This window comes from Pseudonocardia alni (genome assembly GCF_002813375.1).
Taxonomy (GTDB): domain Bacteria; phylum Actinomycetota; class Actinomycetes; order Mycobacteriales; family Pseudonocardiaceae; genus Pseudonocardia; species Pseudonocardia alni.
The window spans coordinates 67,506-87,722 of record NZ_PHUJ01000001.1; the positions used below are offsets into that span (position 1 = coordinate 67,506).

Sequence of the window (20,217 nt, forward strand, 5' to 3'; positions counted from 1 at the left end):
AGCGGTCTCTGCGACGGCCTCGTGGGCTCATCTGCTGTCCCCGCCGAACGCGTGGCACCACCCCCGCCGCCGTCTGCTGCACCTCGACGCGACCTCGGTCGCCGTGCACGACGTCGGCACTGCCACGGCCGCACGCCTGACCGACGGCCGCGACGGACCGCTCGCCGTCGAAGCGGTCGCCCTCGCCGGACTCTGTTGCCGATCATCGGCTCGGTGTAACCACCACCGATCGCCCCGGGCGCCGTCGATGTAGGCCGGCGCGCGGGACTATCCGCTGAACTGGGCGGGCTGTGGCCGCTTCGTCGGCGCGGCCTTCTCCGGCGCGGACGGCGAGGTGTTCGAGTCGTGGTCGCGGTAGGCCTCGACGACCTCGGCAGGAATACGGCCCCGCGCGGAGACGGAGTATCCGTTCTCCCGAGCCCACACACGCACCGCTTGGTTGTGGCGCCGGGCCTCGGTCGAGCCCGCCGCCGTGGCAGCGTCGCGACGTTGTGCGCGCCGGTTGCCTCCTGCGGTTCGCGCGGCGGAAACGAACGGGGCGAGCTTGTCCCGGAGCGTCGCTGCGTTGGCCGCATTGAGGTCGATCTCGAACTGCTTCCCGTCGAGGGTGAAAGCGACGGTCTCATCAGCGGTCGCGCCGTCGAGGTCGTCGATCAGCTGTACCGTTTCAATTCGCGCCACCGTGTCACCCTCTGCTGTATTGATGCTCGGCGACGAGGGTAGTGGATGCTCTCCGGGAGACATGTCTTCCCCCGGATTAGCGATACTGCGGGCCAGCGTTGTCGTGATGGCTCGGGCGGTGGCGCTTCCCGGATGATAGGCGAGGTAGGTGGCCAGGACCCGCAGGGCGGTCAGGGCCTCGTTCTCCCGCTCGACCCACTCGCTTCGGCGGGCATCGCGTGCGCTCTGCAATTCCGACTGCAGCTGACGAGACAGGGCGGTTCCTGCCACGATGACGGGGTCTGACATCACGGTCCTCTCGCACAGCGCCGGGGACGGGAAGCCGCCCGTGTTGTGCAGGTCGGACCCGCGTGCGAGCAGCATCACCCACCTGTCGCCGCGCGGCGCGATCGCGATGTCGAAGAAGCCCTCGTCCAGTCCGGCGAACACGCGCGGCGGCGTCCAACCGGTCAGGCCGTCCTCGCTCTCGACGCATTGCAGCTCGTAGTCGGGGTGCTCGCCGGGACCGATCTCGTGCGGGTTGGCCTGATACCACATCCGGTAGCGACCCCTGGAGTGAATGACGCGCGGTTCGAGCACGCTCCACCGCGGGGCGCTGCCCTCCAGCACCGGCTTTCCGCGCCGCTGCCACTGGCCGTCGGTGTGCTCCAGCACGCCGATCGCGTAGCTGCTCCCGGGCCCGTAAAGCTTGGCGTTCGCGCGGCCCGAGTAATAGATCCGAGCGCCGTTGCCCGCAGCCGGCGGGACGTAGCTCGGGGTGTGCATGCCCGCAGCGTCCCGACTGCCCTTCGGCGGGTCGGCGGTCAGCGGTCGGGCCCGGCCCCGAGGGGCGCGGTCGACCCGCCATGGACCGCTGGGACCGGTCGCCTCGTCGACCAGGTGCGCGCGGAACAGGCGGTTGCGGAACGTGGTGGTGAAGCCGCCGACGAACAGGGTCCACCGGTCATCGACGAGGTGGACGTTCGGGTCACCGACACCGAGAAGCCCTCGCGGCATCGGACCGTCAAGCATGTCCCACAGCACAATCGGCGCGGGGCTGCCCTGCGATCGCCACAGATCGGGCTGATCGGCGTCCGTGGGGGCGACCTCCTGGCCGGAGACGCGCGGCAGCGCGCTGACTCCCCTGCGGATCAGGTAGGTCGGTTCCCAGAAACTACCGCGGTGTCCGGTTCGGCAACAACCGGTTCACGCGATGCCCGCGGTTCCAGTGCAGCTACAGCGCTCGGCCGCGGCCGGCCGAGTCGCGCGCTGCCGCCGAGCGCTCGTGCCCGCGACCGCACTCGTGCCCGCGGCCCGACACGATCGCTTCACGGCGCCTGTTCACTAAGTGTGCTGAGCGAGGGTGCGGGTGAAGTCCGGGCAGTGCGCGGGCTGGCCTGGTGTGGTCTCGGTGTCGGCATGCCCCGCTACGGTCTGTTGCGTGTCGCAGACCGAGCCGGAGATCACCGAGGGCCTGGTCCGCGAGCTGCTGCAGGACCAGCATCCCGACCTGGCAGGTCTACCTCTCGGTGAGGTCGAGGGCGGCTGGGGCAACCAGATGTGGCGCCTCGGGGACACGCTCGCGGTGCGGATCCAACGCATGGACACCACCCCGGAGCCGCAACTCAAGGAACGGCGTTGGCTACCCCAGCTCGCGCCGCGACTGCCGTTACCGATCCCCGTCCCGGTCCGCACCGGCACGCCGTGTGAGCGCTTCGGGAAGCTCTGGACCGTCATGACCTGGGTGCCCGGTTGCCCGCTGGACCAGGGGGTGATCGCCCGGCCCGAGCACGCTGCTGACACCCTCGCCGCGTTCCTCCAGGCCCTGCACAGTCCGGCACCCGACGACGCACCCGAGGACGGCATTGGCCTCGGTGCCCACCCCCGCGACAGCACCGGAGGCTTCGAGCACTTCCTGGGCTCGATCGACACAGCCGCGTTCGATGTCGATACCGCCGGAGCTCGTGCGGTCTGGGAGGACGCCGTCGCCACGCCCGGGTGGGCCGGGCCGCGGGTGTGGGTGCACGGCGACTTGCACCCCGCGAACGTCGTCATCGCGGACGGGACGCTGACCGGGGTGGTCGATTTCGGGGCCCTGTTCGCCGGCGACCCCGCGGTGGATCTCGCGGCCGCCTGGGTGCTGCTCCCAGCGGGTATGGCCGAGCACTTCTTCTTCGCCTACCGAGCGGTCGACGAGGCGACGATGCGGCGTGCTCGGGGGCTGGCGCTGCTCAAGAGCTTGTTCCTGATGCTGATGGGCCAGAACGGCGAGCGCGGCCTACCCGGCGGCAAACCGGCCTGGGGACCGGCCGGCCGGGAGGCGCTGGACCGGGTCCTGAACCATGAGTGACCCGGCAAATCGAGCGGTGACCGATCGTGCGGGTCCGGGGCCTGCCGCATCACCGCCCCGGGACGCCGCAGGTGCCGGCTACGGGCGGGAGTGGGCGTTGTTCTGCGACTACGCCGCCGCGATCGGGCAACCAGCTCTGCCGACCACGGTGCCTACGCTGGTCGGGTTCTTCGCTGCAGTGCCGGCCCGCCCGGCCACCCAGGCGCGGCGGGTGCGCGCGATCGCCGCCGCTCACCGCCAGACCGGGTATCTGCTCCCTCGCCCCGAGACCGGGCCCGCCGCGCTTCCGCGGCCGCGGCCGCGGGCTGCTCGCGTGGGCGTCCCTGATCCGGGGGAGATGATCGCTGCCTGTGCGACCCGCGGCTGGCCCCACGGGCTCCATGGCCGCCGTGATGCCTTCCTCGTCGTCGCCACCGTGGTCCTGGACCTGCCGCGGGCACGGGTGCGGGAGCTGGTGCCCGCCGCGGTCACCGTCGACGACGAGGGCGTGCGGGTCGGGACGCAGCCTGTGCTTGTCGACCTCGACCCACGGCGCTGCCCGACGTGTGCCGTCGTGCGCTGGCTGGAGCTCCTCGGCGTCCTCGACGGGCTGGGCCGCGGATCGGCCCGCATGGACCTCACCCGCGCCCACGCCCCGACCGCCACCGGCCCGCACCGTCACCAGTGCCAGGGACCGCAGCGGTGGTGCGCCGCCGCCACACTCCTGCCGGCCATCGACCGCTACGGCTGGCACGACGACTACCGCCCCATCACCGCGCGCACCATCCGTACCCGGCTCGCACTCACCGCCGCCCGCGCATCACAGCCCTGCGAGCACGACGCGCCGACTCCGCACCCGCGAACACCGGCTGCGGCCGCCCCCCTGCAGGCGACCGCGGGGCGAGAAACACCCAGTCTGGAACAGGTCCTCACCCTCCTCGACAGCATCGCCGACGACGCCGACGCGCTCAACGACCGGATCATCGCGCTGCTCGAGGGAAACCCGTGAGATCCCTACGCCCTCGCCGGCCACTCTTCGCACACCCCCAGTACAGGAAGGCAGCCATGACCAGAACCGCACCCAGTACGGTCACCGCTCGCCCCACCCCGCGCCTCATGATCACCATGGCCGGGCCCGAGGCGGTGTGGACCGCGGTAGAGGACCCCACCGCGCACCGAGGGCGACGGTCATGACCGGCCCGCAGGCGGGTGATCCTCGGATCGAGGAGCTGTTCGAAGCGGTGGCCGCTCTGCGCGCCACACTGCGCGCTCACGACGAACGCCACTCCTACACCGAGCGCAGACTCGGCGAGCTCGATCAATACAGCCGGGAGCAGGCCGCGGTCTTGGCAGAGCTCGCACCCCAGATCGACGAACTCGCGGCCGCGACCGCCCCAGGCCCGCCCGACCGCGGCGAGGCCGGGCCAGTGGTGTGGGCGCGACTGTCCGCCCAGGAGGCTGTAGCCGCGTGGGACGAGCTGGCCCGCTGGATGGACACCATCGCCATCCCCACTCTCGCCCCGACCTGCCGCCAGATCCCGCCCTGCTGGCCCATGCACCACTGGGGCCGCGAAACCCTGTCCTGGCTCCACCAGACCCACGTCCACGCCTACGGCCCCGACGGCTCCCCGGTCCTGGTCGCGGACTGGCACACCCGTTGGGTCCCGACCGCCTACGCCATGATCGACACCAAACAAGCCGCCCGCGCCGGCTACTGCTCCACCAGCGAGCACCGCTGCGACCGGGTCGAAAACGCCGAGCCCTTGCGTACTCAGGACTGGGGGCCCTGGCTCATCCAGGCCTGTAACGACGACATGGCGGTGCGGGCCACCCCGCACGCACACCGAGACGAGTCGCCGCCCACCCCCGCCCAGCCCAGCGGAGGGAGCCCGGCATGACTCGCTCTAAGGACGCCTCTCCCACCGGTAGCGGCGACGGCCGGGAAGGTCGGTGGCGCACGCTGGGTGACACTCCCGACGAGGCTGCGGCCCGGTCGGGTCTGCCTACCGGTGGCCGCCCCTGTTCTGACGGGCGTGAGCCGGTGATGACGGAACGCCATACTTGACCTTGGTCAACAAGAGCTGCCGTGCAGCTCCCCGTCGAGCAGCGGCCCGCTTCCGACGCACACATCGTCCCGATGTCCTCATACCGCCCTCATCCCAGCTTCCAGGGTTCTGGCACGACATGGCTGTGCTCCGTCGCCGCGCGGGACGACCACGACCCCGCATTTCGGGTGAAGTGCGGGGTCGTGGCCTTCTTGCGGGGGTGCCCGGTCGGAGGTCTGGTGCGTGACTACTCAGGTGACCCCGACCGGGCACCGGTCGGTGAGTGGTATGGAGTTCAGGGAATCACTGGAAGGTGATCTCGTGCATGATCCCGAAGCCGGGGTTGTAGACCACGGTGGTGACGCCGGTGGTCTGGGTGTCGGCGCAGACCTGGCCGGAGACCTTCCCGCCTGGGGTGAGCTGCCCGGTGTTGAGCGCCTTGTCGGCGTTGAACGGGATGTTCGCCGTCACCTCGACCCCGTCCTTGGTGCGGAACTTCCAGTCGAACGGGGAGAACGACTTCTGGGAGTCGGCCTCGTTCCGGAGCGTGACCGTGGCGCATGCCTGGGTACCGAGGTAGGGCTGGGAGAGTTCCTTTGGAGCTTGAGCGGTGACGATCATGCCGCCCGCGTTGACCTCTTCGCCGAACGAGGCGGTCTTCTTCCCGTAGCCGTCGGCGTTCTCTTCGGCGGCCGGGACCGCCTCGGCCTGCGCCGGCGCCGCGGAGGCCGGTGCGGCAGCGGCAGGGGCCGCGGCTGCGGTGGTGTCAGCGGGTTCGTCCTTGCCGCCGTTGATCATGCCGACCAGGACGAGCAGGCCGACGACCGCGACGACCCAGCGTAGCTTCCCGCCCTTCTTCTTCGGCGGCTCCGGCGGCGGGGGCGGGGTGGCGGCCCACTGCTGCTGCGGCGGGCCCCCACTGCTGGGGCTGCCCGTACTGGGGCTGGCCAGCGGGTCCAGGCCGGTAGGGGGCGGGTTCTGCGGGCTGTTGGGGCCGTACGGAGTAGTCACGTCCGGCATATCCGCGATCGCCGGAAGGGCGTTTCCTCCCCGACGCCGGGATGCCCATGTCCCCGGTGAGCAGGCAGCGGTTCCCGGCGGCGACCAGGTCGCGGGCGACCTCGATGCCGTGCTCGAGTGCGGCGCGGGCCTGCTCGCGGGTCATGGCCGGGCCGGTGGTCATGTCGGCGGTGCCGCGGGCGACCTTGCGGGGCAGCAGGCCGGGCACCGGGTCGAGCTCGGATCACCGTCGCCGAGTCGATCGGCGTCGGGAACCGCGCCGATCATCAGAAGTAACTACATGCGGTAGCAGCTCCGCCACGGCTGTCCTGGCGAGCCGCTCACCACACACATACGACAGTAGACAATTGTCTATTAGAGTCGTAGGGTCGGGAGCGTGGACTCCTCCCCCGCCGACCGGCTCCTCTCTCTGTCGATCACTCTGGCCATCGACCCGCCGATCCCGGCCGATACCGATGTCCACGAGATCGGCCAGGCCGTGGCCGCAAGGATCGGCAACGACGGGGTCGCGATGACCACGGCCCCCATTCGCGGTGAGCCGATCGGCCGCCTCGGCTGGGTCATCCCCACCACCACCAATCGCGCCATGGGCAGCGGCCTCGCCGACTTCGCACGCGTTCTGGAGGCCGCCGCTCGTGAGGGTCTCGAACGCGTCGTCCCCCTGACGACCCCGGAAAACCGCGGCCGCGTCCGCACCGTCGCCCTGGAAGTCCTCACACTCGACGAGGTCGATCGTCGCCTGGCCATCGACCGCTTCCCCGACGTTGTCGGCATCGACGAGGTCTGCCACATCCTCGGCGTGAAACGAGCCATGGCCTACCGCCACACCTCCCGCGACAGCTTCCCCCCGCGTGTCCGCGAGGGGGTCGCGATCTGGTTCCGCGCCGGCGTCGAGCGCTACGCCGCCGAGCTACGTGGGGAACCAGACCCCATGATCGAGAAGATGCGCAGCCTCGGATACCCCACAGCGCCCGTTGAGATCGGAACCTCGCCGACGGCCGCAGCCGGTAGGGAGGACATCAAGACCACCGGCCCCAGCTGATCCGCAGCCGAGGACGCCCGGCACGGCCTCGCGCGCGTCGGAGATTCTGCGCTGGCGGGTGGCACCGCCCCGGCCTGACCCACCGCTCACACCGGTCCCCGGAGACGCTGGCTACCGTGCCTGGACCCAACTTGCCACAGCGGCGCGGTTGTGCAGGCTGCAACCGAGCACGTCTGCCTGCGACCTAGCGAGCTCGAAGCTGATCGAAGACCCGTTAGGAGACGGAAGTACGAGACGCTCTAACGATTGAGCGTTCCGGATGCTGGCCGGCGACAAGCTGACCTGACCTGCTCGGGCTTCCGATCTGCCAACCGCGAGAGTCGCAGCACGGGCAGCAGCGAAAGTGACGGCCGAATCCTTTCGCCAGGGCAGCGGATAGACGACGACGCCTCGATCGGCGGCCACGGTCAACGTCGTGGTGAAGCTCAGGACGTCGACGACTACGGCGATATCGCAGTCCGAAACCACAGCAGCGGCTCCGGCGAGACCCCACTCCATGCGGAGCGAATACGCGCTCTGCCCATGGGCAGCCGACCCTGATATCACGCGGTGAACAGTACTTCGATCAGCGATGCAGCGGATGATCACAGTCACCCGAAGACTAGTCCATGACGCGCGGCTCCTCGTCGCACCGGCGAAGACTGTCTTCTCCGTGCAGATAGGTTCCGGGAGGGCAACGGGCGCATCCAGCGGACGTTCCTGGCCCAGCTCGTCCACTACGCGGGATACGAGCTGCGCTGGACCGGGATGGACCCGGCCGAGAACAACCGAGCGTCCGCGCTCCCGTTGGCCGGTGGCAGTTCCGCCCTGCACCGGGTCAGACTCCCTCGTGACCAGTAGCCCGGACCAGATCTGGACTAGGGAGCCCCTGAGCGCGATTGGGCGGGCTCCCGGATCGCTGTCGTCATGCCTTCTCGCCGGTCGTACTGCTACGAACTCGTGGATCCGTTGCTCCACCTGAGTCACCCGACTCCGCAACCCTGCGCTCGACACCACGAACGTTCCGGTGGGACTAGATCTGCGCTGTGCTGCACTGTGGACGACTATGGGTAACTACGACCTGCACGCGGTGCTCGACTGCGCCGTGTCAGCTGCGCGGACCGCCGGGCGGGAGATCGCCCGCGCGGCGCAGGCGGACGGCGGGCCGGTACTGCGGATGAAGGACGGCGTCGAGCCGGTCACGGACTCCGACCTGCGCTCGGACCGGATCATCCGGGGCGTACTCGGCAGCTGCATCCCAAGCGTCCCAGTGTTGAGCGAGGAGTCCGGTGACCTGCCCGTCGTCGGCGAGGGACCGTTGTGGATCGTCGACCCGATCGATGGGACGGCGAACTTCGCACGCGGGCACCGCTACGTCGCCGTCTCGATCGCCTTTGCCATCGACGGCGTCGTCCAGGCTGGCGTGGTGCACGCTCCCCTGCTGGACGAGACGTTCACCGCGATCCTCGGGCGGGGAGCCGCTCTGGACGGAGCCCCGATCGGGGTGACCGACCGGGGCTCGCTCGCCGACGCGATCGTCAGCACCGGGTTCCCGCACGTCCGCCCCGACATCGACGCGCTCGTCGAACGCATCCGCCGGCTGATCACGCACTGCCAGGACATCCGCCGGGCGTCCTCGCCCGCTCTCGACCTCGCTTGGCTTGCCGCCGGACGCCTGGATGCGCACACCGAGACCCTGCACCCATAGGACGTCGCGGCCGGCGGCCTGATCGCGACCGAGGCCGGCGCTGTGCGCACACTCCTGCCGGGACCTGCCCGGACGCTGCCGCCGGACCTGGACGGCGCCGAGGTGCTCTTTGCGGTGCCGGGCATCAGTGACCTGCTCAAGCACCTGCTGAGCGAGTAGCTGGACCAGCCGCGGAGGGGCATCGTGAGCGATCGGGACGTAAGGGCCGCAGGAACGTAGGCATCGTGTGAGCCGGTTGTTGCCGAACCGGACACCGCGGTAGTTTCTGGGAACCGACCTACCTGATCCGCAGGGGAGTCAGCGCGCTGCCGCGCGTCTCCGGCCAGGAGGTCGCCCCCACGGACGCCGATCAGCCCGATCTGTGGCGATCGCAGGGCAGCCCCGCGCCGATTGTGCTGTGGGACATGCTTGACGGTCCGATGCCGCGAGGGCTTCTCGGTGTCGGTGACCCGAACGTCCACCTCGTCGATGACCGGTGGACCCTGTTCGTCGGCGGCTTCACCACCACGTTCCGCAACCGCCTGTTCCGCGCGCACCTGGTCGACGAGGCGACCGGTCCCAGCGGTCCATGGCGGGTCGACCGCGCCCCTCGGGGCCGGGCCCGACCGCTGACCGCCGACCCGCCGAAGGGCAGTCGGGACGCTGCGGGCATGCACACCCCGAGCTACGTCCCGCCGGCTGCGTCGTCATGCCGGCCTGGTCGTCGGAACGGTGCGCGTTGGTGGGTGACGCGGCCTTCTGCCCGTCGCCGATGTCGGGCCAGGGCACCGGGCTGGCACTAGTCGGCGCCTACGTGCTGGCCGGTGAGCTCGCCGCCGGCGGGTGGAACCCGACAGTGGGGTTCGCTGGATACGAGCGCCTGATGCGCTCGTACGTCGAGCGCGACCAAGGCGTCGTCAGGCCCGACAGCGCCGACGAGGCGGACGCGGGCCCCAGCGGGAAGGCCTCGGAAGCCGACGTCATTTGGGGCCGCCGCCGGCGGCATCGAGCTGCCGCAGTACCCGCATTCATGAGCCGTCGGGTGTGCGGCGACTCCGGACCACCGTGCCCCGCGCCACGTGATCGCGCAGAGAGCGTCGTTCGCTCTGCCCGGTACGGCCCCGATCCTCAGGGGGCTGGACATCTGGTCCACCGTCGTCGGACCCGCCTGGCTCACGCCTCCGCCCGGCGACGAAACAGTGACCCGTCCCGCACTCGTCACGGCACGATTTGACCTGCAGTGACCCCCGTGAGCGACTTACACCATCCGAGGGAACGCCACCAGGATCGAAGTATGTGCGCGACAGTCGGCAACTTTGCCCGACGGTCCGATCGCGCGCCCCGGACTGCTCCTGTCGTCGGCGCGGGCAGGGTGCGCCGGGCTGCGGCGGCAGGCGCACGGGAGTGGCAGGTCTCAGGCGGGAGTGTATGGGCCGGCGTCGACCGTCAGATCGAGTTGACGGTCCAGGATCGCGAGGACGTCAGTGGTGTCGCGCTGACCGAGCAACATCTTGGTGGCCAGCCCATCGCAGAGGGCCACGAGGGCGTCGGCGTCGGGTAGATGCGGGGCGATCTCGTCGTCGGGTCGACCACGTGCACCGGCGAGCAGAGAGGCGACCAATCGTTCGAGCTCAGGTGGGGCGTCCCGGAACTGCGCGGCGAGGTCACCATCGCCCAGGCTGCGCACGAAGTAGGCGATGTGCACGAGATGGCGGGTCCGGCGGTCCTGGTCGAGGGGCAGCAGTTCGAGCAGCACGCCGCGCAGCAGGGCCCGGGGCGACTGGTCGGTGGCCCGAGAGAGCCGCTCGGTAGCCGTTGCCGAGCTGTGCTCACCGAGGATCCGCAGCGCCGCGACCAGCAAGGCATGACGGTCGCCGAAGTAGTACTGGACTAGTCGCATCGACACGCCCGCCTCGGCCGCGACCTGACGCAACGTCACGTCCTCCAGCCCGGTCGTGCTTGCCAGTCGCCACACCGCTTCGGCGATCTGTCGGCGTCGTTCCTCATGGTTGACGCGCTTCGGCATCTTCCGCCGATACCCCCGTTCGTGCTGGTTGATCCACACCGTCCAGCCAGTTTATGGTTCGATCGCATCATAAACGAGGGGGGATGACGTGGGTAAGTACGTGATCGTGCAGGTCCTGGGTGTCGCGCTGCTGGTCCTCGGAGCGCAGGGAGCGATCCGGCTACTGGTCGACAACTCCGATAGCGGCCTGGTCGGCTGGATCCCGGGCGGTTTCACCGGGTGGTTGATTGCCGACGTGGTAGTCGTGCTGGTCGGGATCGCGCTGGCGTGGTGGGGTCAGGCCAGGGCCCGAGCGCACGGTTCTACGTCGTGAGGCGAAACGGGCCCCGGTGCGGGAGCCGCGCTCCGGCGATCCATGTGGCCGCGGTCGTCGTCGTGGTTGCGGCGGCGGTTGCCGGCTGCTCGTCCGGGACCGCAGGACCGGTTCCCGGCGTGGGCGGTGCCGACGAGGTCGTGTCGACCTCCGGCGGTCCGGTGCAGGGACGGGAGGACGGTCCGGTGGTGCGGTTCTCTGGTATTCCATACGCCGCAGCTCCGACCGGTGACCTGCGGTTCGCCCCACCCAGTCAGCCCGCGCCGTGGTCAGGTGTCCGGGATGCGACCCGGCCCGGCCCGGTCTGCCCGCAGGCCACCGCGACCCTGCTCCCGGGGCAGGTACCCGCGGAGGACTGCCTGTCGGTGAACGTGACCGCGCCCGCCGTTGCAAGTCCGGGCCTGCGCCCGGTACTCGTGTGGCTGCACGGCGGTGGGTTCGTGTTCGGCAGTGGCTCGGACTACGACGCTTCCTCGCTGGCCAGCCGGGGCGACCTGGTCGTGGTGACGGTCAACTACCGGCTGGGGATCTTCGGTGGGCTGAGCCTGCCCGAGATGCCCGAGCACAACGTCGGCCTCCAGGACCAGATCGCGGCCCTGCGATGGGTCCGCGACAACGCCACCGCGTTCGGCGCCGACCCGGACAACGTGACCCTGGCCGGTGAGTCCGCGGGCGCTCTGAGCACGTGCTCGCTACTGGCCTCTCCGGCAACCGACGGCCTGTTCGCACGGGCCATCATCGCCAGCGGATCCTGCCGAATGCGCCACCCCGCCGGAGCCCTGAGCCCGACCCTGCCCGCGGTGTCCACGTGGAACAGCGTGGAGGCCACCGACGCCTACTCCCGCTCGGTCGCCGCTTCCGTCGGCTGCACCGACCCGGCTACCGTCCTGGGCTGTCTCCGGGCGCAGCCGGTGGACGACCTTGTCGCTCTAGGCCCAGCCTTCACCACGCTCGCCGTCGGCGGAGCGGTGCTGCCCCGCGACCCGGGCGAGAAGCCGCGCGCCGACTGGGCAACAGAGGTGCCAGTGCTCTCCGGCAACACCTCCGACGAGCACCTGGGCAACGTCCTGAGCGCCTACCCCGCAGCGACCGCGCAGACCTATCGTTCCGCGCTGTCGCGCAGCTTCGGCCCGGACGTCGACCAGGTCGCCCGACGCTACCCGCTCGACCAATTCCCGGACCCCGTGCGAGCACTCGCCCGCGTCTACAGCGACAACGACTGGATATGCCCGACCGTGTCGACCAACCGCGACTACGCCCGCACCGCACCGGTCTGGACCTACCTGTTCTCCGACCCCGAAGCACCCACCCCGACAGGTGAGACGGTGCCCCGCCCGGCCGCCGTCCACGGCTCCGACGTCGTCTACACCCTGCCCCTGGCCGGCCAACCGTCTCCGCTGGCACCGGGCCAGCAACACCTGGCCGATCAGATGATCGATTACTGGGCCGCGTTCGCCCGCACCGGCGACCCGAACGGTCCCGGCCGCCCGAGCTGGCCCGCCACCACCCCGGGCTTCGTCCCAGCGCTCGAACTGACCCCGGAACCGGGACCCCGGCCAATCGACGCCTCGACTCGATGCAGCTGACGAACAGCCCACCGTCACGTGCCGCAGTAGAGCTGCCGCCTGCCACGCCGTCAACATTTCGCGCGCCGACCGCGGTCAGCGAGACGCCGACCCGGCTACCGGGCTGAGCCGTCACATGTCGGCAATCGATCGTTCTCGAGCTGCGAGTCTCCAAGACCTTGGTCTCAGAACTCGTGGTGTGTTGTTTCGGAGCGAGGGTGGCCGAGCCAAGCCTGATCGATGGCCATGGCGAAGTCGAGGCAGCAGCGGTTGGTCGATGATCGGTTGTGGGAGCTGCTCAAGCCGTTGATCCCGCCGCGCCCGCCGGGGCGAGGCCCGGGTGGGCGGCCACCGATCGACGATCGGGCTGCGCTGGAGGGCATCCTGTTCGTGCTCAACACTGGCTGCCGCTGGCGCGATCTGCCCGAGCAACTCGGGGCCGGGTCCGGGCACACCGCCTGGCGTCGGTTGCGGGCGTTGCAGGCCGCCGGGGTGTGGGACGGCCTGCGTCCGGGTCCGCGTCAGGCTAGCCACTCCTCCAGCCGGTCGACCGATCCGGCGCTCGGGTAGGAACTGCGACCTTCGCTGCCGTGCCCCACCGACCGCTCCTGCTGGTTCTCCCGGTCCTGCTGCTCCTACTGACCATGCCGTCTGCTGCGGCAGCCTCCCCGCCCGTGGCCGATATCGCGGCTCAGGTCGATGAGGAGGCCGCACACAGCGGTCTGCCAGGATTCGCCGTCACGGTGACCCGCGGTACCTCCCTGCTCTATGCCGGCGGCCGCGGCGTCGATCACGCCGGCGCACCCATGACCGCCACGACCCCGCTCAGCCTCGCGTCACTGAGCAAATCGTTCACTGCTGTCGCCGCCGTGCGCCTCGCCGCCCGGGGCCAGATCGCCCTCGACCGCCCGGTGACCGCCCAGCTGTCGGAGTTCCGCACAGCAGACCCGCGCGGTGCGCTCATCACGCCGCGCCACCTGCTCACTCAGACCTCCGGCCTCACCGATGCGACCGCTCACGCCGAGGCCATCGACAATGCGTGGGACCCGGCCGGTGCGGTCGCGCGCCTGCACAGCGCGACGCTGGCGACCGGTCCGGGTGCTCGGTTCGCCTACACCAACGCCAACTACGAGGTCATCGCGCGCTTGCTGGAAGTGGCCGGCGGTGCGCCGTTCCCCGAGATTCTGCGGCGGGAAGTCTTCGCGCCGCTGGGCATGGTCGACACGCACGTGGGGGTGCGTACCGACGCCCAGCCCGGGGCGGTGTCGGTGCTGGGGGTGTGGGCCCCCGCACTTGGCCTGCCTCGCTGCTGTCCTCGGGAGGCGCCGCGGGGGTCGTGTCCACCGCTCGCGACATGGGCCGCTGGCTTGCTTTTCAGAACGGTGACGGTGCTCCGCTGCTGTCCGCGCCCGACCTCGACTCGACTCATGTCCCCGGCGACCCTCGACGGACCTACGCCATGGGCTGGATCGTCGACGATGCCACCGCCGATCATTCGGTGCTCGGGCACACCGGCAGCATGCTGACCCGCAGCTCGGCGCAGATCATCGATCCCCGCACCGGCATCGGGGTCGCGGTGGCAACTGAGACCGCGTCGATGTCGGACGACACCTACGAGATGGCCCGACGGCTTTACGCCACGGCTGCCGGCGCGCCCGTCGGCCCGCCGCCGCCCGTGCGGCAGATCGTCGACGGAGTCCTGGCCGGAGCCTCCTTGCTCGCAGCGATACTGGGCGCGCTCGGCGTCGCCCGAGCACGCCGATGGTCCGAGCGGCGAGCGTCGTCCCGACGGTGGACCGTGGTGCTGCGCCTGCTCCCCTCTACCGCCGCCCTCGCCGTGATGCTGGGTCTGCCGTGGATTGCCGGCGTGCTGTTCGTGCCCGACGCGGTCCAGACCGACGATGAGGCCCTGCCCCAGGTTGACACCGAAGCCGCGGAACGCCATCGACGGCGACGTGATCCCCACGGCAGCTTCGAAGCCGTCCGCGACCCGGCGGCCCAGTTCTTCGATGTAGTCCAGGACGGCCTGGGTCTTCGCCTTCAACCCGTTCCGGTGGCGATCATGGAGCCCAGCGACGCCAGCCAGCCCAGGACCATGCTCGGGAGGCCGGCCAGCCAGGTGCCCACGGCTGTCACGGCGTCCAGGGCGGTCTGGCCCAGCCCGGCGAACCACGAGCCCGCCGCGGGCAGAGCGGAGCTGATCATGTCCGGCAGGCTCATGACCCAGTCGAGCGCGGCACCACCTGCGGAAACGATGGCGTCCGAGACCGCGGTGACGGTGTTCCGGAACCCTCGAAGTTGTTCCAGGCGTAGATCGGCGCGGCGGCGACCAGGCCGACCACGAGCGCGATCACGAGGCCGATCGGAGACATGGCGAACGCCAGGATCAGGATCATCCAGGCACGATCTGCTCGACGAACTCGACGCCGTACTGTTCATCCGCGACGCCGACTGACCCGGACCGGCGTGGGTCCACGACGACCGCGTACCCACCCACCGCGCGCACCCCCGACCGCGAGTTCCGAGCGCCCCACGGCGGACTCCGGCCCCGGTCCTGGGCGGGGCCTGTGGAGCAGCTCGCCACTGGGCTGAGTGCTCACAAGCCCAGTCGGGTCACGGCATTGCCCACGAGCGGGGCGTGGTCGCGGTCGTAGGTCTCGATCATGGCGTCGCTGGTGTGGCGGGTCTGGCGGCGCACCGAGCGGTGGTCGGCGCCGTTGCGCCGGGCGGTGGTGACGAACCCGGCGCGCAGTGAGTGGAAGCCCATCGGGCCCGGCAGGCCCGCGGCCTCGGCGCGACGACGGACCATGGCATGCAGGGCATCGCCGGTCATCGGGGTGTCGGCGAGGGTGCCGCCGCGGCGGATCGCCCGCAGCAGCGGTGTGTGCCCGGCCAGCGTGGGTGCCGGGGCCCGGAACGACCGGGCCGCCGGCCCGTGAGTTCCCGCGGCGCCGGCGTCGACGGGCGTGGAGGCGCGTGCGTCACCAGCGCTGTCGTCGGTGGGGCCGGGGTGCGGGAACAGGTGGCCCAGCTCGGGCCAGGGCGGGGTGGCCAGGACGGCGCGCATCAAAGCTGGGCGACCGTGCGGGGCGGCGGCGAGCAACCCCACCCAGCGCAGCACCGCGCACGGCGGGCAGGTGCCCGCCCGGGCGCCGTAGGGCAACACCACGGTAGCGCCACGCCCGGTCTGGTCGGTCTTGGACCGGGCGATGTGCACGTGCAGCCCGTCGACCGGGTGGAAGGCCACGTCGGCGACGGTGAGGGCGGCGAGCTCGCTGCGCCGCAGCGCACCGGTGAACCCGATCAGCAGCGCGGCGGCATCGCGGACACCGATCAACCCGGCCGGCCACGTCCCGAACCCCGTGTCCGCGAGCACGGTGCGCAGGTCGTCCAGCAGGAGCGGACGCATCTGATGGGTGGAGTGGGCGCGGGACCGCTTGATACCGGTGAGCACCGCACCGACGGTCGGGTCGCGGGTCGGGGACGGGTGGCCGGCATCGTGGTGGGCGGCGGCGATCGCGGCCAGGCGCCGGCCCATCGTGGCCGGGGAGAACACCGCCTCTCCGTCCGCGGTGCGGGTGGCCTCGAGGTCGGCCAGGTAGAGCCGCACGGTGTCCACCGCCGCCGGCAACGCCGGTAGCCCCGCTGCGGCACACCAGCGGCGGAAGTGTGCCCAGTCCCCCGCGTAGGCGGCGCGGGTGCGCGGTGCCCGCGCGGCGGTGGCGTGGGCGTCGGCGCGGGCGGCCAGCGCGGCCAGCGACGCGGCACGGGCAGCCGCGGCCGCGACGCCGTCGGGCAGCACCGCGGTGCCGAGCGCGGCGTCCAGATCGGTGTCGAGCTGGGTCCCGGGCTCGTCCGCGGCGCCCGCAACGGGGCCCATGTCGGTGCCCGGGTGGGCGTCGGTGGCCTTCTCCACGCTCATCCGGGCCCCTTCCCTGGACATGGACCTGCGCCCGCGGTCGCGGGATAGGTCAGATAACGGAAGATTATCGCGTGTCTCAGCCGCACAGGTGGAAGTGACCAGGTGCGCCGCCCACGACGACCGAAACGAGGCAGATCCGCCCGCGGGAGACGGCCCTGAACAGGGCAGACTCCCCTGACCTTCCTCCCGACTGCCGGATCCTGGGAGGCTGGAGGCTGGAGGCATGGCTCCGATCCGTAAGGTCCATGCCGCGTAGGCGCCCAGCCCAGGTACGGGCGAGAAACCAGCGACAGCCGCGCCCGACTGTGATACGCGGTGTCTCGCTCTCGACCAGCCGGGCGCTCGACCGACTCGACCGACCACGGCTCACCTCGGGCAGCGTCCGCACCGATCTTCTCTCGTGGCGTCGCGTCACCCTCAAGCCACGTTCCACGCTCCAGCGAGAGAACAACGACTGGGTCCAGTTCATCGGCCCGTTCAGCCGAGACGTCCTCGAGCAGGCCCTGCACGCCCTACCTCGGCATCGTCGCGCATCGCTCCGCCGCCAGATCGCCCAGCTCGACGCCCGGTTCCTGGACAAGACCCTGAACAATCCCACCGCCGACCCGTCACTCCCCTGGTGGTGGCGCCGCACCTGAGCTGCACCGACGACCCGAAGCCAAGTAGAACCGTGCGGACATCAGCACAACCAAGGCAGGACCCATCCCGACAACGCGGGCCGGGGAGCCGGCCACGGGCGGCCTGCCCGCCAGACCGCCCAGGAACGCCGGGGAACGACCTCCCTGGCTCGGGGAAAGACACCACGACGAGGAGCACCCCGATGAGCACTTGCACTCACCCCGGCGCGCAGGTCCACGGCCTGATCGGCTCCGGCCCGATCGCGCCGAGCGGAGCAGACCCGGCTGACCTCGAGCCGATCGAGTGGAGCCACCTCGCCGAGCCGCTACGCCCGGGCGAACGCATGTCGGCCGCGATCGGTGCCTGCAGCAGCTGCGGGGCGCTGGTGGTCTCGGTGTCGACCTGGCACCCCACCGACGGCCACGGCGAACACGCGGTGCAGTACCGGACCCCCTGGACCTCGATGTACGGCCGGAACCCATCCGACCCTGTCGCAGCTGACCCCGCAGGCCGCCCACCGCTGCCGGCCACGCTGGTCGGACTCGGCGGCGAGGATCTGACACCGAGGGGCTGACCCCCGTCCCCCTTGCGCGCCGAAAATCGGGGTAGCCACGCACAACGACACGACGCACAACGACACGGCGCGCAACCGAGACCCCCGCTGCAGCACCCCCGCAGCGGGGGTCTCATCACGTCTGACGCACGCGAGCTACTCGAGTTCCCAATAGCGATCCGGGCGGGGATCGGTCAGCGCGTTGATGGCCTCATACTTCGCCTTGATCGCGGCATGACGTGACTCAGCGAGGGCGCCCGCCTCGGGGCCGCCGATCAGCTCGGCGGTGTAGAGCTCCTCAGGCCACGTCGCGACACGAGTCTCGCCGAGCAACGCCGGGATCCGCACCGTGGCTGGGCGTACCCAGCGAGACGGTCCGACAGCGACGCGGTCGTCATCCGACAAGGCACTCCGCTCATCGCGAGGAAGTTCCAGGCCGAGATCCGGGCGATGGCGCGCCCCGTGGAACTCCCACGGGTTCGTAGAAGGAGCGGCTCCAGGAAGCTCGTGACGAGTGACGCCCTCCGGGCTGACCTCAGTCACTGCCGGACGCGTCCGCTGCCGATCCCGGCGCACACGCCGTTCCTGGCGATGCTGCCACCACTGAGAACGACGAAGCCGGCTGTCGAAGCCCACCTCGCGAGCGAACATGGGCAAACCCCAGGTAGGTGTCACCCACGGAGAGCGGTAAGGAACCAACAGCGCAAACCGGATCATCGCCCCGTCAGGGAAGAAGCGCGCTTGCGCCGCAGCAGCAGCCTCGGCGATCGAATTGGAGATCGACATCCCGCGGTGATCCCCGAACTGCGCAAGCAAGGCCACCGGCTCAGTTCCCGGCTCGGTGCCACCCGCCATGCCGGTCCCATCTGCAACCTCCGGGACATAGATCCGAGCGTGAAGCACCGATTCCCAGCCGAGCAGCCCGTAACTGAGCACGGCCTCATCGCGCAGCCTCCACCGGTGTGGGCTCCGCGCCGGCAGCCGGCTACGAGCTCCCAGGTAGCCGGGTTCCTGCTCGCCCGGCGTCGGCAGGCGTTCCGGGCTCCCTGGCGTCGTTCGCTGCGTGGTCATGATCGGTGCTCGCACGACAACCTCCTCATCGCCGGGCCGGGCAAAGATCCGCGCCGATCAGCCAAGGGATCTCAGCTGATCGACGTAGGTCTCAGTGTCCACCGACCCCTGACAACCATGCCGACAGACAGCCGCGTTGTGAGCCGGTTTCGGCAGTACTGAGCCGCTAGACTGGACCTAGATCGGGGGAGGTGGCACCGATGAACGGCCCGGAGGACGACCTGTCGGCCGAGCAGGTGCGTGAGCACCGCGAGGCCATGATCGCGCTGGGGCGTCGGCTGCCCCAGACCACGCTCGCCGACACCGCGACCCAGCTGCAGACCGCCGAGCTCCGCGCTCCCGCGGTGGGCGCGCCGATGGTCATCGACACCGACATCGGTGGCGACGCCGATGACGCCCTCGCCCTGGTCGCGGCCGCCCGCCACAGTCGCGAACTCGCGCTGGTGATCACCGCCGACGAGACCGGCCCCGACCACCGCGCCCCCCACCCTGCTGGGCGGGGATACGGGCAGCGGGCCCGGTTCGCCCGGTACCTGCTTGATGTCGTCGGCCGCGGCGACATCGCGGTCGCTGCCGGCGCGACGACCGGACACACCGACTACTTCTGCGTCGAGGACCTCATTCCGGCCACCGTCGCCCCGGCGCCGGGCGGCCGGGATGCTGTGCTGGCTGCGGTCGCCGAGCTCGCCGGCCGGTGCGATGGCCCGATCCGGTGGGTCGGGATGGCGCCGCTGTCGAACCTGGCCGAGGTGTGTGATCACCTCCCCGAGATCGCCGGCCGGTTGCAGGTGACCCAGATGGGCGGGGCGATCCACTACCGTCGCCCCGAACGGGCCGAGCACAACATTCGTCTCGACGTCGACGCCGCCCGCCGGGTGCTGGCCGCGGTCGCCGACGGGCGCCTGGCCAAGCCGCGGTTCGTCCTGTCCGACACCACCTTCACCGACCAGATCGCCGTGCACGCCACCCACCCGCTGCACCGCCGTCTTGCCGGCCGTGCCGAGTCGTGGGCGGTGTTGTTGGAGGGGCACCTGCAGCGCTGGTACCGCGACCACCACGACTCGACGCTGCAGCACGACGCGCTGACCCTGTCCGCCGCGCTCGGGCTGCCGTTCGTGCGCAGCGCGACCGCGCGCATCGCGATGGACGACATCGGCCGCTGGAGCATCCCCGACGCCAGCGACGCGGGTGGGGCGGCGGGTACGGGGCTGCGGGTCAGCCGCAGCGCGGACTACCCGGCGTTCATGGCTTGGCTCGAACACGCCCTCGACCCGGCCACCCCGGCCGCGGCGGGCACCGTCGACCTGAGCGGCGCCGGGGCCCGGGCCGGTGCTGGTGTGGTGTCCGGGGCCGGGGTGCGGCGGCCGGCCTGAGCACCCCACGCCCC

General features: G+C 70.9%; 14 protein-coding genes and 3 pseudogenes. 11 read left to right on the forward strand and 6 right to left on the reverse strand.

Features of this window, described 5'->3' with window-relative positions:
* Window positions 1–267: 267 nt before the first annotated feature.
* Window positions 268–1,692 (reverse strand): histone-like nucleoid-structuring protein Lsr2, encoded by a 1,425-nt coding sequence (locus tag ATL51_RS29775; protein WP_374107442.1) that lies wholly within the window; start codon window positions 1,690–1,692, stop codon window positions 268–270.
* Window positions 1,693–2,101: 409 nt separating this feature from the next.
* Here ATL51_RS29775 and ATL51_RS00335 point away from each other — a divergent pair, with 409 nt between their 5' ends.
* The 3 genes from ATL51_RS00335 to ATL51_RS00345 all read left to right on the forward strand — a co-directional run bounded on the left by ATL51_RS00335 (window position 2,102) and on the right by ATL51_RS00345 (window position 4,887).
* Window positions 2,102–3,010, forward strand: coding sequence for an aminoglycoside phosphotransferase family protein (locus ATL51_RS00335; protein WP_100877184.1), 909 nt, complete (start codon window positions 2,102–2,104; stop codon window positions 3,008–3,010).
* 337 nt (window positions 3,011–3,347) lie between these two features.
* Window positions 3,348–3,998 carry a hypothetical protein gene (locus ATL51_RS00340; protein ID WP_100877185.1) on the forward strand — a complete coding sequence of 217 codons (651 nt, stop codon included), beginning with the start codon at window positions 3,348–3,350 and terminating at the stop codon, window positions 3,996–3,998.
* 181 nt (window positions 3,999–4,179) lie between these two features.
* Window positions 4,180–4,887, forward strand: a complete 708-nt coding sequence (locus tag ATL51_RS00345) for a hypothetical protein (protein ID WP_100877186.1) — start codon at window positions 4,180–4,182, stop codon at window positions 4,885–4,887.
* Between the two features lie 450 nt (window positions 4,888–5,337).
* Here the strand turns inward: ATL51_RS00345 and ATL51_RS00350 are convergent, their stop codons facing one another.
* Window positions 5,338–6,045 (reverse strand): DUF4352 domain-containing protein, encoded by a 708-nt coding sequence (locus tag ATL51_RS00350; protein WP_157818136.1) that lies wholly within the window; start codon window positions 6,043–6,045, stop codon window positions 5,338–5,340.
* A gap of 61 nt (window positions 6,046–6,106) precedes the next feature.
* A pseudogene (locus ATL51_RS00355) lies at window positions 6,107–6,262 on the reverse strand (nicotinate-nucleotide--dimethylbenzimidazole phosphoribosyltransferase); the annotation flags it as partial.
* Between the two features lie 168 nt (window positions 6,263–6,430).
* On the opposite strand from ATL51_RS00355, the gene ATL51_RS00360 reads away from it, so the two are divergent.
* Both ATL51_RS00360 and ATL51_RS00365 read left to right on the forward strand, forming a co-directional pair.
* Window positions 6,431–7,096, forward strand: coding sequence for a helix-turn-helix transcriptional regulator (locus ATL51_RS00360; protein ID WP_100877188.1), 666 nt, complete (start codon window positions 6,431–6,433; stop codon window positions 7,094–7,096).
* 1,045 nt (window positions 7,097–8,141) lie between these two features.
* Window positions 8,142–8,783, forward strand: a complete 642-nt coding sequence (locus tag ATL51_RS00365; RefSeq protein ID WP_100877189.1) for an inositol monophosphatase family protein — start codon at window positions 8,142–8,144, stop codon at window positions 8,781–8,783.
* A 1,393-nt stretch (window positions 8,784–10,176) separates the two neighbouring features.
* Here ATL51_RS00365 and ATL51_RS00375 read toward each other — a convergent pair.
* Entirely contained in the window at window positions 10,177–10,827 is a 651-nt protein-coding gene (locus ATL51_RS00375) for a TetR/AcrR family transcriptional regulator (protein WP_224400932.1), read from the reverse strand.
* A 49-nt stretch (window positions 10,828–10,876) separates the two neighbouring features.
* Between ATL51_RS00375 and ATL51_RS00380 the strand changes: the two genes are divergently transcribed.
* The 4 genes and pseudogenes from ATL51_RS00380 to ATL51_RS29180 all read left to right on the forward strand — a co-directional run bounded on the left by ATL51_RS00380 (window position 10,877) and on the right by ATL51_RS29180 (window position 15,121).
* Complete coding sequence (locus ATL51_RS00380) at window positions 10,877–11,101, forward strand: hypothetical protein (protein WP_208622865.1); 225 nt, start codon at window positions 10,877–10,879, stop codon at window positions 11,099–11,101.
* A gap of 140 nt (window positions 11,102–11,241) precedes the next feature.
* Window positions 11,242–12,687 (forward strand): carboxylesterase/lipase family protein, encoded by a 1,446-nt coding sequence (locus ATL51_RS00385; RefSeq protein ID WP_301548829.1) that lies wholly within the window; start codon window positions 11,242–11,244, stop codon window positions 12,685–12,687.
* 225 nt (window positions 12,688–12,912) lie between these two features.
* Window positions 12,913–13,173 (forward strand): annotated as a pseudogene (locus ATL51_RS00390) (transposase); the annotation flags it as partial.
* 137 nt (window positions 13,174–13,310) lie between these two features.
* Window positions 13,311–15,121 (forward strand): annotated as a pseudogene (locus ATL51_RS29180) (serine hydrolase domain-containing protein).
* Window positions 15,122–15,262: 141 nt separating this feature from the next.
* On the opposite strand, the gene ATL51_RS28535 reads toward ATL51_RS29180, so the two are convergent.
* Complete coding sequence (locus ATL51_RS28535) at window positions 15,263–16,588, reverse strand: site-specific integrase (protein WP_167409929.1); 1,326 nt, start codon at window positions 16,586–16,588, stop codon at window positions 15,263–15,265.
* An 820-nt stretch (window positions 16,589–17,408) separates the two neighbouring features.
* Here ATL51_RS28535 and ATL51_RS00415 point away from each other — a divergent pair.
* Window positions 17,409–17,780 carry a hypothetical protein gene (locus ATL51_RS00415; protein WP_100877196.1) on the forward strand — a complete coding sequence of 124 codons (372 nt, stop codon included), beginning with the start codon at window positions 17,409–17,411 and terminating at the stop codon, window positions 17,778–17,780.
* 135 nt (window positions 17,781–17,915) lie between these two features.
* Here ATL51_RS00415 and ATL51_RS27845 read toward each other — a convergent pair whose 3' ends face one another.
* Window positions 17,916–18,845: a hypothetical protein gene (locus tag ATL51_RS27845; RefSeq protein WP_157818140.1), complete on the reverse strand. Its 930-nt coding sequence runs from the start codon at window positions 18,843–18,845 to the stop codon at window positions 17,916–17,918.
* Window positions 18,846–19,030: 185 nt separating this feature from the next.
* Here ATL51_RS27845 and ATL51_RS00425 point away from each other — a divergent pair, with 185 nt between their 5' ends.
* Window positions 19,031–20,203: a nucleoside hydrolase gene (locus tag ATL51_RS00425; RefSeq protein ID WP_100877230.1), complete on the forward strand. Its 1,173-nt coding sequence runs from the start codon at window positions 19,031–19,033 to the stop codon at window positions 20,201–20,203.
* Window positions 20,204–20,217 lie beyond the last annotated feature (14 nt).